Here is a 13,656-nt window from a genome sequence, read left to right as displayed (position 1 = left end):
GTTTGGTCTCGGCAAAACGCCGATCAAAAGCTCATGACGGATTCATCCCAAATCCCTTAATTGGTTATTTTTCACAATTCGTTATTACCCAAATATCGATTTCTCTATCGTATTAAAGGGGGTAAATTTGGTCTTTTAAGGCGTAAAAAATGGTCAGTTATCCTAAAATCGGCACATTTTTGCTGTTCCGGATAAAATCATGTTCTTCTTAGTTTGTCATAAATTCAAATCGCACTTTTCCAAATGTATTTGGCTTCCCCTGTTGAGGTTTTGCTATTTCTCCGCTTAGGCGCCCCTGTGCATTTTTTCTGATCAGCACCCGACGCCAGGCATAGGCGCCTTTTTCATAGTCAAAGCTAACACCGTCATCGTCATATAGTTGATAAATTCCCTCCCTCTCCCCATAGTGGCGAATCGTCAAATCGACTTTCTCATTTGCTAGCGGTGCATGTAAGCGACTGCTCATCATGGGTATGATACCCCCATCTTTGACATAAACCGGAATGCGGTCTATCCCCGGATTGGCAAGGACCTCTTCTCCATTTCCGACATATTTCCCCGTGTAGAAGTCATACCAATTCCCTTTGGGCAGCAGCACCTTACGGGATGATTCTCCAGCAAATAAAGGCGCAACCAGTATATATTCGCCACACATATATTGATCTTTGACCTCCCCATTGACGGCTTCCAGATAAGGGTTTGTTTCCAGGTCCCGATTGCCCAACACCGCCTTTGTCTGTCCCTGAAAGCCCTCCTCCAGGGCCATCGCCCTGAAAGGCGGCGTCCCTTCAAAGTGATACTTGGCAAATTCGGAATATAAATACGGCATCAGTTCCATCCGCAATTGCGCATAGTACTTCACCTGATCAGCGACTTCCGGAAAAGACCAAGGTTTTGTCCCACTGGACCAGGCATTAATCATGGCCATTGGCGAAAAGACAACGGATTGAAAACGACGCAGCCATTCCTCTCCCGTCTTTGATCCCCGTACTTCCGGCGTCCATAGCACACCACAGAATCCACTATTGACCAGTGCTGTGATAAAATCTTGATGGCTATAGTAATCGTTGTAGATGACATAGGGTAAATTATTGGCTCCCGCATTCGACGCACGTACGAGCCCATACGTTCGTGTATTCCTGCTTCGATATAAACTATCGGTAAGCTTTTGTGCAAGTACACCATAGGTTTGCCGCATTTGGATACCACTGATACCCGATGGAAACTTAGCCATATCAGGCCAAAGATAATAATCGTAGCCATCGACTTCATCTATTTTATAGCCACTGACACCGATATTAAGCTGCGCATCGGTGAACTGTTTGGCAAGGATTTTTTTAGCTTCTGGATGGTTCAAATCCGGAACTGTACCGCTCCAAACAGTATGCGAACCAGTAAAGGGCTCGATCGCCTTGCTGATTCCAGCTTCCGGTGAGATATATGGATTTGTCCAAAGGTTCAAACGCACGCCCTTAGCGGCCAATTTTTGAGTTAAAGAAGCTGGATCGGGAAAACGTCCTTTGTCCCATTCAAATGTACATGGGTAGGCGCGGGATTGCCATCCAGGTTCAAGACCGATGAAATCGAGCGGAAAACCATGCTCTTCAAATTGAGAGGCTTCATTGAGCACCTCTTCGGCCGTATAAAGCTTTTGTACCCGCTGCGTAAAGCCCAGTCCCCATCGTGGAGGCAAGGTACCACCGCCGCAAAATAAGTTGTAACGTTTGACTGCATCCAAAGGATTTACACCTGCAAATACATAAATTTCCACGCCTGCAGCCGGAATAAAAATTTCCACCGCATCCGAATAAGGGCGTGAGCTCCAGCTTTTATCGGTATTACGATCCTTGGCTTCCGACGGCTCTTTCGCTTCTTTACGAACCCCGGTCCCCACATAATAGGTAAGGTACTGCGCCGAATTGACAAGGACACCATACCCTTTGGAGGAAACGTAAAAAGGGACCGGCGCGTGTGTGCGTCCGTTGTCCTTGCCGCCATAGTGATCCACATGCAGGTTAAGTATCTTGCCTCGTTGGTGAACCGTTTGAAAATTCAGTCCCAAACCGTAGATCTGCTCATTTTTTGTCAATGGCATCCGCACATACGTTTTCCCGTCGATCAGTTCTGCGTGCACGTCCATTTTCGGCAGTGGAAAGTCGGTTGACTGCAGCTGTTCGAGAGTCGAAGCGCGAGGTTTACTACCCGCAGCTCCCAATAAGGTATATTGCTCAGGTTGCCCAAAGGTTCCTTTCCACACACCGGGATATTGCTCTTTCCATTGAATGGGCTGTGCCTCAGCCAGGCTGCAGAGCAACAGCATCAGGATAATCAGGATTTTCTCCATAACAGCTTATTTTTTTAACAGGGCATATATGCACCAGAGTATTGGCGCCTGTCCATGCATATCACCAGTCTTTTGTTTTCGATCCAGATAATACTGATAATCATTTTTTCTGTTGGTACCCTCACAGACATTGGCGATATCCCCCTCCTTATTGATATATCCGACCAGTGCTATCCAGGCCTTGCGTGCTATCGGAGTATATTCTTTAGCATCGAGCCAGCCATTTTTCACTCCGGTAATCAGCGCATAAGTAAACATGGCCGAGCCCGAGGTTTCCGGCCAAGATTCCGGCTTGTCTATCAGCTGCCCCCATAGGCCATCTTCACGTTGATACCTTTTGAGGCTGGCCATCATTTTTCGGTAAGCGCCCAATATTGCGGATTTATTGGGGTTATCGTTGGGTAAGGCCGACAGCAGTTCGCTCATGCCTGCGGCCATCCAGCCATTTCCCCTTCCCCAAAAGAAAGGTGCATCCGGGGCGTGATAGAATAAGCCGTTTTCCTTTTGAATGGTATCGAGGTAAACAAGCATTTCATGGGCGGCACGGTCGATGTATTTACGCTCGCCAGTCACCTGAAATGCTTTGGACTGCACCATGGTAATCATATACATATCATCTATCCAATAACGGGTCTGCCAGGTCAGCCCCTTATCCAGAAACTTTTGATAAGCATCTTTCACCGTTTGAGGAGAATCAATAGGAATGCTCCATTGAGCATCAGCAAAACGCATCCCCATTTCGCGAAAAGTTTTGTTTTTTGTCTGCTGATACAATTCCAGCGGGACAGTTCCGAATACCGCATAATCCACATGCCAAGGCCGGGGAACCAAATGCTTCTCCGTATCAAAAAAAGGCATAAAACGTTGTGTTAGCTTATTGAGAAGCGCCTTATCTTGGCTAACTTGAGCAAACTTCAATGCACCATACCATGCGCATACTTCAGGATAAGTAATGGATTTGGGTGGCGCCGGTGGTTTAAAGCTATTATGTGGACTTTCGACAAAACGCTGTGCGACCAAACGGCCAACGCTTATTGGATTGGCCTTTTCAGGCCAGTTTTTTAAATCTACGTTTTGTGCCGTAGCATATAGTGCCAAAGACACAGCAATACCCGAGAGTATTGACCTCACAATCGTTATCATTAGCTGGGTTTATATTTAGTTATTACACCAAATATCACTATTCAACTACATTTTAAGGGGTAATTTTCGGTCATTTAGGTGGAAATATTGATCCTGTGATTTAAAAGAATAAGAATTATAAATCCAACATTACGCGCAGGCTCATAAATGCCATTAAGATCACGATCGTTGTGCCAATCAGCGTAAGGATAATCGGTTGTTTATATACACCTACAATCGCCGGTTTATAGGCCGCAATAAGCATCACGGTCAGCGAGATAGGCAATATAATACCATTAACGGCGCCAGCGATAATCAATAGCTGAACAGGTTTACCCACTGAAACGAAGATTAGGGTGGAAATCAATATGAAGCCGATAATAATCCAATTTTCATTTTTAGCGATCCGAGTGCTGAATGTTTTTATAAAAGAGACGGAAGTGTAAGCCGACCCGATAATGGACGTAATTGAAGCAGCAAACATCACCAGGCCAAATAGACGATAACCAAAATTGCCTGCGGCAAGCTGGAAGACCGAGGCTGTCGGATTAGCATCGTCAATCGGTAAACCCTGGCTCAGCACACCCAGCGCGGCCAAAAACAGGCAGACCCTGACCAGCGAGGCAACCGATATCCCCATGACTGCACTTCTATTTACCGTAGGTAAAGCATCAAACCCCTTTACCCCCGCATCGATCAAGCGATGACCACCAGCAAACGTGATGTAACCACCAACGGTACCACCGACTAGTGTAATAATGGAGATAAAGTCAATCTTTGCTGGAGCAACCGTACGCAGTACCGCTTCGCCCAGGGGCGGCGAAGAAATCATTGTGATGTAGATAAAAGCCAATATCATAATTGCCCCCATGAGTTGCGTAAAACGGTCCATCGCTTTACCAATCTGCTTGTTGATAAATACAGCAATGGCAATTAACGCCGAGATGCAAGCACCGGTCATGACATGGACCCCGAAGAGCGCCTCCAGTCCCAGGCCAGCCCCAGCGATATTACCGATATTGAATGCCAGTCCACCGAGGATAATAAGCAGGGAAATGAAGCCTCCTAATCCCGGCAACAATTTATTGGCAATATCCTGTGCCCTCATTTCAGACACCGCTATCACGCGCCAGATGTTTAACTGCACACCGATATCAATCAGTATCGATACCAGAATAACGAATCCAAAGCTAGCACCCAGTGATTTAGTAAAAACCGTCGTTTGGGTCAAGAAACCCGGACCTATGGCCGATGTTGCCATCAATAATGCCGCACCGATAAGTGCTGAGGTATTTCTTTGTTTCATCGGATAAGAATATGATGATCTTTCAACACTTGATTGATTGTCATGGCAAATTGAACGGCCTCCTTGCTATCGCCATGAAGGCAGATGGTATCCGCCTGGATATCGACGGCAGTACCTTGCAGGGAGGTAACTTTTCCAGTTTTAATCATACCAACCACCTGCTCTGCGGCCAACTTGGGATCGTGGATCAGCGCATGTTTATCCGAACGGGCGGTCAATGTACCATCCTGTTGATAAGTACGATCGGCAAAGACCTCGCTATAAACCTTCAGTCCTTTGGTTTTGCCAGCTTTAATCAGTTCGCTCCCCGAAAGCCCATATAATACAAGTCCAGGGTCTATGTCATAAATGGCTGCTGCAATTGCAACTGCCAGTTCAGATTTCTTTGCTGCCATATTGTAGAGCGCTCCGTGCGGTTTGACATGGTGTAGCGCTGAACCCTGCACTTTGGCGCAAGCAGCAAGCGCACCGACCTGATAGACCACCAACTCATACACTTCCTGCGTTGTCAGCTGCATCTCACGCCTGCCGAAGCCTACCAGATCCGGAAGGCCCGGATGAGCACCGATTTTGACCTTGTATTTCAGGGCAAGCCGCACCGTCTTCATCATCGTTGCGGGATCTCCGGCATGAAAACCGCAGGCAATATTTACAGCCGAAACATACGGCAGGATCGCCTCGTCATCGCCCATTTTCCAAGCGCCGAAGCTCTCGCCCATGTCACAATTTAAATCTACAGTAAGTGGTTTATTCATATTTCAATGCAATTGCGCTTTTGAGTTTCTTTAATTGAGCATGCTGTCTCTTTAATAGGTTGTGCGCTTCGTCCAGGCTGATCCGCTCAAAGCTGATGCAATCATTTGGTCGTTTTTGAGCTAGGAGCGGCAGGTCGATAGTCGCTACCTGCGCAATCAGCGGATAGCCACCTGTGGTCGGATGGTCAGCCATTAGGATAATTGCGTTGCCATCGGGAGGCACCTGTATACTGCCGAATGTCACCGCCGTCGACAACAGTTCCTTTTGTTCCTTTAGCCGTAACGGTTTGGATGTTAGCCGATAGCCCATCCTGTCCGAGTTGTTGCTCATGGTAAATACATCCGAGAAGAAGCTTTTTTGAGCTTCGCTTTCAAAGCCGGCGAATTGAGGTCCTTCCATTACCCGGATGACAGTCGTTGCTAGGTCAGGATATAAGTTAGGATCCACAGCCCAATGAAACGCCTCCTCTTTCCCTACATAATAGCGACGAAAAGCGATCTTATCGCCTTCCTGAAGAGACCTTCCCTGCCAGCCGCCTATTTGTCCTTTACTGTATGTTGATCTGCTACCCATTAATTCGGGGATATCAAGCCCACCCTGAAAACAAATATAAGCCCGGCAACCTAACTTTGGCTGTCCGAAAGAGAGCAGTGAACCAGCCCCTATAAAGAACGGTCTCCACATGGGCAGCGGATCACCATCGACCGTGGGTGATAGATCAGCCCCTGTAATAGCGATAAGCTGTCCCTGTTCGAAATAAATCGTCGGGCCGAGGAGCGTACATTCGATTGCTGCTTCATTGTCCGGATTACCAAGGATATGATTACCAAGACGCAGCGCATAGCTATCCATTGCACCACTGACGGGCATACCGTAACGTTGTAGCCCGTAACGTCCCAAGTCCTGTACCGTAGTCAGCATACCCGCTTTAACGACTTTAATGCCCATTGCCTTGAGTTTTTAGTTGTACAAATTCATCGTAAGTTATGGGAATAAAAGCTACGCGATCCCCTGCTTCGAGCAGTGAGGGGTTCTCCTGCGTGATGTCAAACAGCTGCAGCGGTGTATGTCCGATAATCTGCCAGCCCCCGGGGGTGGCTATGGGATACACACCAGTCTGTTGTCCGGCTATGCCCACAGCACCAGCCTCAATCTTCAGACGGGGGACCTCTTTTCGCGGTGTCGCGATCCGGCTGTCCATCCCACCCAAATAAGGAAATCCGGGAACGAAACCAAGCATATACACCAGATATTCCCCTTCACTGTGTATACGGACCACCTCTTGCTCAGACAGTCCATGATATTGTGCTACATAGGCCAGATCTTCCCCGTTGTAATAGATGGGGATCTCTTTTTTAACACGCTTATATTCTTGATTTTCGGCTATATCGCGCACAATTGGTTGCAAAGCAGATAGTAAGTCATTATAGGAGGTCAGCAGCGGATCATAATAAATTGTAATTGTTGTATATGCTGGAACATATTCGATTATGCCGGGCTGAAGCCAGCTGTCGAGGCAGGTTGCAATTTGGCGGATCTGCACATTGACATCCAGGGAAATTGTATCAGCAAAAGAGAGGACGAGTCCCTGATCACCTAATGGATAATGTCCGATAGAATTGGGCAATGTTATACCGAAAGATCGCTCGTGGGGGCTTCCCATAATTTGTATGTTATAATCTATACAAAGATTATAAATACCAAAGGATAATCAAAAAAATAATTGGGTTGTTATGTAGCAGCGGATTATATGATTAAAGTTTTTCGATTTCTTCGGCAGATAAATCTGTATAACGCATAATCTGCGCCATTGGAATGCCATCTTGTTTCATTGTACGTGCAAATTCAATAGCTTTTTCATGTTTACCTTCTTTGAGACCGTATTTAAAGCCTATTTCGTAACTTTCCTTATATCCTATAGTGAAACCTTCTTTAAAACCTTTAACATAATCTTCAATGAGAACTTCCTCGCCTCCGATATCTGATACAGATTTGAAAACACTTTCGGCATCTATTTTATGTTTTAAACTTGCTTCGTATGACATAAGGTCTTCCTCCGTTAATTTGCCTATCTCTCCTATTTCAAAGATAGGCCAAATATTCGCTTATCAAAAAAAGAAGGCGATTTATCCATGGTACTCAAATGTTTAAGAAGATACAACCATTGATGTAGTTACCTCCAGAACTCAACTATACACTTTCCTTCTATCATTTCCTGGCTTCGTTTTAAGTTTCACCTACAGTTAGCCTACTATTGGCCTACTGTAATAGGTCAACAATAGGCTAACTGTAAACCAAAAGAGGAACAAAGGACGAATAAAGTCAGGAAAAATGGCGAAGAAAATAGGAAGTTGGTACGATTGACATTTTGTAATAGTTGTTGATCCTATCTTCGAAACTCATTCGGAACTGCTTCGCCGCTTATTCGGCTGCGACCTTACTTTTCTTCATAGTCCCCCAAAAAAAACAAAATTTAACATATAAAAAAAACCGCCCTATCATCTAGGACGGTTTTTCTTATGATATGTTCTTCAGATTAATTTAATTGAAGATATAACGGATACCGACTTGCGCAGACCATCTTGAATAGATATCTTGAACATAGTAAGGTATATTATTGTTTGTGTCATTTAACCTATAAGTAGGTTTTTTAGTAGTTCCTTCATAACCAGCGAATGCAATAGGAATAAAGCTATTATCCCAAAAACTTCCAGCACCTGTATATTGCTTACCCCAATTACCATTTAATAAGTTACCAACATTCATGATATCAACCGAAAGTTGAAGTTTATTTTTAGTATTTCCAATATTTGTAAATAGGTCTTGAACAATCTTTAAGTCAAATTTGTGGGAGAACGGTGATCTTGCCCCATTTCTTTCCGCATACTGTCCTCTTCTTGATTTCAGATAGTCATTTGACTCAATGAAATTATTAAAAGCTTCCCATTGTTGTTGTGGCGTTTGAGTTTCATTCTTCACAAATGTAATCTCAGATTCATTTCTTGGGATATACATCAAATTGAACTGATTGCTTGTAGATGCCGCATACCCAGTTAAATTCCCTCCTGCTAGGTAGGAGAATCTCGCTCCAGATTGTCCGGTATAAACTAGAGATACCGATGTACCTAAATGCTTTAAGTATTCTTTCGAGAAGGATAAAAATCCGATAACGCGACTTCCTGTACTAAATGGATTATGTGCAAGGGTTACATTATTTGAACCATTTACAGAAGCAACTCTATACCAATTCGATTGGTTTTGAGAAGATGTCCCAGAGATTAGATCTTTAGCAGCGGTATAAGTATAAGCTACAGATGCATCTAAACCAAATAGGAAGCTTTTAGCTAAAGAGGCCGTTGTTGACCAAGAGTACCCTTTATTAACGTTGTTCACATAAATAACTTCCGTATAATTATCTAGGACACGACGATTATTATTATTCGCATCGTAAACCAGGCGATTATCTGCTCCTTCTAACATACCAATAGGTCTTTCGAGATTTAAATCTCTAAAATTGAATGCACTTAAATTTTTCGAATAGATAAACTCTAAAGTTCCTTTAATTCCATATGGTAATACCTGATCTACGCCTCCAGAAAAACGCGCAATTTGCGGCAGCTTCAGATTTTTATCAAGTACAGTAATATTTCCGGACGGCGTAACCGCTCCATCATATTTAGGCAATTTGTTAACATCACTGATAAAGGGAACATTAGCGTCAGTACCATTACCTAAGCTATTTCCGCCCAATAATGCACCACTTTGTGTAAAGGCGCCTGCTGCCCAGACAAATGGAACTCGTGAAGTGAATATCCCCATCCCTCCACGTACAATGGTCGAACGATCTCTATTCACATCCCAGTTGAATCCAATTCGAGGAGAGAACATCAAAGGAGCACTAGGCATGCGATTAGTCTGTACATTATACTGCTTTGCTAAAATTGAGTTATTAAAGTCAGTATTTTCCATAGGTTTATCCAAATAAATTGGAATATCCACACGAAGACCAGCCGTTATCTTCAAATTATCTTGCATTTGGTATTCGTCTTGAACATAAAATCCAAGCTGTAATGCATTAAATTTGGCACCCTGACGAGGATCCTCAGTATTACTATAGCTATAGTTCATACTGCTTGCCATTCCTCTCTCAAAATTTTCGATCGCAGTATAAACATTGCCTGTTTCAGGATTAATATCGCCTGCTTTGGAATTACTAAATATAAATGCACCATTCGAATTTTGTGTATAGGCATTATACATCTTATAAAATTCATTGTGCGTACCGAAAGTTAATGTATGAAGTCCTTTATACCAAGTCAGATTATTTGACAAAGTATAAACATCCTGATCTAACTGATTAATATTACTAAACGGATCAACGCCTAAATAATAGGTACCTGCTAAAGTCTGAGGGGCTCCGTTTACATCAACTTGCCTTGTGGTATTTATCCTTACATTCGGAAATAACTGTCCTTTATAACTTCTGGAATCTCTTACTCTTGAATAACCAGCAATAAAACTATTCGCTAATGAATTGTTAATTCGACTACTCAATTCCAAAGTAAGCGTATTCGACTTAAAATCTTTTAAAATTGCACCGTTACCAAAAGTCAGAGAAGACTGTGTCCGAGTATTGCCCATGTCAACACCGTCCACATAATTGTATCTTAAAGAAAGTTTATTCTTTTCATTAATATTCCAATCCAAACGCGTCATTACTTTATTAGATGTATTCTCATCCGCTAAGTCTGTGTATGAACCTGCGTCATAACCATATTTACTCAATGCAATATCATAAATACGTTTCGCATCAGCTTCTAATAAATTGGAGCTCGACGATCCTACGGGATAATTTTCGGGAGTGTTATTCTTGGTATGTTCGTAATTTACAAAGAAGAATAATTTATCCTTAACAATAGGCCCTCCTAAACGGACACCATATGTTTTTTCGGAGAAATTTGCTAGTTTAGTTCTTTCTCCTCCATTTTTAACTAACGACTTCGGCGTTTTCCCTGTTAAATCTTGATTTCTGAAATAGTGATAAACCGAACCTTGAAATTCATTTGTCCCTGATTTAGTAACAGCTGAAATACCACCACCAGCAAAACCACTTGTACGCACATCAAATGGTGCAACCTGTACAGACATTTGTTCGATAGCATCCAAAGAAATTGGATTCGTACCACTACCTCCACCATTTAATCCATTCGCATTTAGACCGAAAACGTCGTTGGTAACAGCCCCATCAATAGTAAATTGGTTGAATCTATTATTCATTCCACCAATAGAAACAGAACCTCCTTTAACATCAGCCTGTGGCGTTAGTCTCGTAAAATCTTCTATTGAACGTGAAACAGTTGGTAAGTTTTCCATCTGCTTTCTGGAGATAGATGTTTCAGCCCCAGTTTTTAAGTTTTTCGATCCTCCCTTCCTAGTGACAGCAACCTCATCCAAAACAGTTTCGGCACTTCCAAAAGTACTGTTCAATACATAAGGTTGCCCTAATTGTATATAAACATCATTATAAACAATAGGATTTTGCCCAACGTAGGTTACTTCTATCCTATAAGGGCCACCAACACGCATCGCTGGTAAATTAAAACGACCTACTGAGTTTGAAGAACCCGAATAAACCGTTCCCGATGGCACGTGTGTCGCCTTGATAGTTGCTCCCGAAGTAACACTGCCATTTGCTTCTTTTACAATACCTGTAACGCTACTTGTCGTGACCTGAGCTTGTACAGCACCATAACTGGCCATTACAAGAGCGAAAAAGAGTAAAGATCTTTTCATATAATGTGATTTGTTAAAAAATGTTAAGCAAAATTACTAAGAGATTTCAAATAACAAAGGACTTAATATAAACTTAACATACTACAACACATCTACTTCCTGCTATTCACTAGCAAATACCTACCTTCCAACACAATTTTTAATTAAAAAAACGTTATAATACCTTTTAAACCTTTATTTGAACAAAACCGTATCGTTGAAAAATAGTTTTCCACAGCCATTCCCCCATTCGTATTTGTAACAACAATTTACCTGTGATATTATTTTGTTCTTTCTAAAAATCTCAATATAATTGATATAGGGCTGTATCAAAAGTAAATGGAAACGAACCAAGTTCTTAATGAATTTTGTCCTTTTTCAGATCTTTTATAATTTTAAAGCTGTCTCCCAAATCTATTTCTGATTTGCAAATCCCAGTTTTCAACTATTATACAGCTCTATATTAAATAGCTCACTATTAAAGATATAATATACTCTCACTTAATTTAATAACCTATACCCGTCTTGGCTTGGAATGTCCTAATTATTTTAGTTTTCGGAGCTCCGTTATTAGGTACAACGTCAAAAATAAATCTAATTCCAAATTCATCTTCGGTTGTAAAACCGCTATCTGCTCTTACAAGTACAAATGGGTCTGTAGAATTTGGTTTTGATAGGGCCAGATCTTGAATACCATTTTTTTCTATCAAGAGGTTACCGGTGAAATAGCAATCTCTACCAACCTCAATTGGCGCTTTCAAATTATCTAGACTGTTTGTTGTTCCAAAACTATATTGTCCAGTTGGATATATATTCACAATTTGCATCTGCAAATTTTCAATACGAGCTCCTTCCGGTGTTATATTTATTATATCGGGATTCCATACAATATTAACAGAAGACTGTTTTATCGTAAGGGAATTAACAGTTATATTATGATATTCATCTTCATTATATTGATCGTCCTTTATTACTATCGTAGATGCATCACCAACATTGGTTATTATAGGAGTATTAGCTAAACTAAAAATCCCAAGATTCTTATGATAATTGACCCCAAAAATACTCGTGCTATTCGACTGACCTGGAATAGCAAACTTCATATCAAAAAGAGAGCCACTTGAGGTGATACTTCCGTTCAATTTAATATCTGTATTGAGATTAAGCTTAACTTTCTGAAACGTATTTCCCGTACCCCCTAAACCGAGTAAACCGTTAATAATTCCCTTGACTATACCTTTTCCACCATCAGTTAAAGTTTTCGTTAATTCCGCTTGCCCGGTGGCTGAAGAAGTAAAGATGCTTAAAAAAAGTGAATTAGCCCAATTACCCATCAAAGTAGCTGTTCCATTTTGTAATAGCCCGGTTAAATTAAAGCTTGAACCAGGATTGCCAATTGTTCCTTCAATTTTCCCTGTAGCTGTTCCATTAATATTGATTTGTGATAAATTTACCCAGGAAGGTACAGAAGAGAGTCCGAATGATGGAAACGAAGTATTTTTTATATTAGGGTCATAGGCCATTTCATATTCAAAAATATACCAGGTTCCGCCAGAATAAGTTAGCTTCTGATTTTCAATCATGGAAAATGACTTTTGATTCACTGGGCTTACTCTTTCGACTGCATTATAATTTAAAATATTTGAATTATAACTACCATATAATTTCAATCCATGCTCAACATAGGTGCTAGCAACCGAACTAGAAGGCAACCAGTGATAAAACCTCAAAACTCCCCTGTATTTATTATACAATGCAAAATAGTAGTTATAATTAACATCATTCAGAAAAACATCTGGGTTAAAGGTATTATAAGCTAATTCCCAGCCGTCGTACTTTTTATAATCATCAGCATATTCTGGGTTGATAGAAGTTGTACCAGACTTCCATGGCAAAAGAAGTTGATTCGTATTGTTTTTTGATGGTAAATAAGTTGCATTTTCCCAATCAAAAGAGTACGTATTTAATGAGGTCGAAACATTAGCTTTTTTTTTAATAGAATCTTCAACAGAGTTTAGACTATCAAACTGTTCTTTTTGGCAAGACATGGTAAGCACTATTAACCCAAGTGCTAAAATCCGAATAATTTTCATAAAATTTAAATTTAATTTAATATAATCAAATGTAATATTATTTTATAAACCACAAAACACATGTTAAAGAAAATTAATAAAAAATTAACACTAAAAGAACAAACATTAACCCAAAAACACTCAGATTGATTATTAAATTGCTTTTTGTAACAACATTCTTCCATTCCAATATCGCCTTTGTTTAAAAAAATCACTAACTTTCTGCCAGCCGAGCATTATCGATCAACTCGCTCTTTGTAGCAATTGCGCTACTTAACCTAGTA

General features: G+C 41.4%; 9 protein-coding genes. All 9 read right to left on the bottom strand.

Annotated features, from left to right (window positions below; genetic code table 11):
• Positions 1-208: 208 nt before the first annotated feature.
• Positions 209-2,344, bottom strand: coding sequence for a TIM-barrel domain-containing protein (locus tag B4A24_RS20060; protein WP_293946746.1), 2,136 nt, complete (start codon positions 2,342-2,344; stop codon positions 209-211).
• A gap of 6 nt (positions 2,345-2,350) precedes the next feature.
• Positions 2,351-3,487, bottom strand: coding sequence for a glycoside hydrolase family 88/105 protein (locus B4A24_RS20055; protein WP_293946745.1), 1,137 nt, complete (start codon positions 3,485-3,487; stop codon positions 2,351-2,353).
• A 115-nt stretch (positions 3,488-3,602) separates the two neighbouring features.
• Entirely contained in the window at positions 3,603-4,772 is a 1,170-nt protein-coding gene (locus B4A24_RS20050; protein WP_293946744.1) for an NRAMP family divalent metal transporter, read from the bottom strand.
• Complete coding sequence (locus tag B4A24_RS20045; protein WP_293946743.1) at positions 4,769-5,527, bottom strand: 5-oxoprolinase subunit PxpA; 759 nt, start codon at positions 5,525-5,527, stop codon at positions 4,769-4,771. The genes B4A24_RS20050 and B4A24_RS20045 overlap by 4 nt, the downstream gene beginning before the upstream one ends.
• Positions 5,520-6,476, bottom strand: a complete 957-nt coding sequence (locus B4A24_RS20040) for a biotin-dependent carboxyltransferase family protein (protein WP_293946742.1) — start codon at positions 6,474-6,476, stop codon at positions 5,520-5,522. The genes B4A24_RS20045 and B4A24_RS20040 overlap by 8 nt, the downstream gene beginning before the upstream one ends.
• Entirely contained in the window at positions 6,466-7,191 is a 726-nt protein-coding gene (gene pxpB, locus B4A24_RS20035) for a 5-oxoprolinase subunit PxpB (RefSeq protein ID WP_293946741.1), read from the bottom strand. Before pxpB ends, B4A24_RS20040 begins: the two co-directional genes overlap by 11 nt.
• Positions 7,192-7,282: 91 nt before the next feature.
• Entirely contained in the window at positions 7,283-7,573 is a 291-nt protein-coding gene (locus tag B4A24_RS20030; protein ID WP_293946740.1) for a hypothetical protein, read from the bottom strand.
• A gap of 496 nt (positions 7,574-8,069) precedes the next feature.
• The gene (locus tag B4A24_RS20025; RefSeq protein ID WP_293946739.1) at positions 8,070-11,321 is read right to left on the bottom strand and encodes a TonB-dependent receptor; all 3,252 of its coding nucleotides are present in this window, start codon (positions 11,319-11,321) and stop codon (positions 8,070-8,072) included.
• 485 nt (positions 11,322-11,806) lie between these two features.
• Positions 11,807-13,393 carry a hypothetical protein gene (locus tag B4A24_RS20020; protein WP_293946738.1) on the bottom strand — a complete coding sequence of 529 codons (1,587 nt, stop codon included), beginning with the start codon at positions 13,391-13,393 and terminating at the stop codon, positions 11,807-11,809.
• Between the last annotated feature and the right edge of the window lie 263 nt (positions 13,394-13,656).

The sequence above is a fragment of the Sphingobacterium sp. UBA7249 genome, from assembly GCF_002472835.1.
GTDB lineage: Bacteria > Bacteroidota > Bacteroidia > Sphingobacteriales > Sphingobacteriaceae > Sphingobacterium > Sphingobacterium prati.
This window is presented reverse-complemented; position numbering and strand designations above follow the sequence as displayed.

Excerpts from the sequence above, each read along its gene's own strand:
- B4A24_RS20060 (WP_293946746.1), bottom strand. The coding sequence starts at position 2,344 with ATGGAGAAAATCCTGATTATCCTGATGCTGTTGCTCTGCAGCCTGGCT.
- B4A24_RS20055 (WP_293946745.1), bottom strand. The coding sequence starts at position 3,487 with ATGATAACGATTGTGAGGTCAATACTCTCGGGTATTGCTGTGTCTTTG.
- B4A24_RS20050 (WP_293946744.1), bottom strand. The coding sequence starts at position 4,772 with ATGAAACAAAGAAATACCTCAGCACTTATCGGTGCGGCATTATTGATG.
- B4A24_RS20045 (WP_293946743.1), bottom strand. The coding sequence starts at position 5,527 with ATGAATAAACCACTTACTGTAGATTTAAATTGTGACATGGGCGAGAGC.
- B4A24_RS20040 (WP_293946742.1), bottom strand. The coding sequence starts at position 6,476 with ATGGGCATTAAAGTCGTTAAAGCGGGTATGCTGACTACGGTACAGGAC.
- pxpB (WP_293946741.1), bottom strand. The coding sequence starts at position 7,191 with ATGGGAAGCCCCCACGAGCGATCTTTCGGTATAACATTGCCCAATTCT.
- B4A24_RS20030 (WP_293946740.1), bottom strand. The coding sequence starts at position 7,573 with ATGTCATACGAAGCAAGTTTAAAACATAAAATAGATGCCGAAAGTGTT.
- B4A24_RS20025 (WP_293946739.1), bottom strand. The coding sequence starts at position 11,321 with ATGAAAAGATCTTTACTCTTTTTCGCTCTTGTAATGGCCAGTTATGGT.
- B4A24_RS20020 (WP_293946738.1), bottom strand. The coding sequence starts at position 13,393 with ATGAAAATTATTCGGATTTTAGCACTTGGGTTAATAGTGCTTACCATG.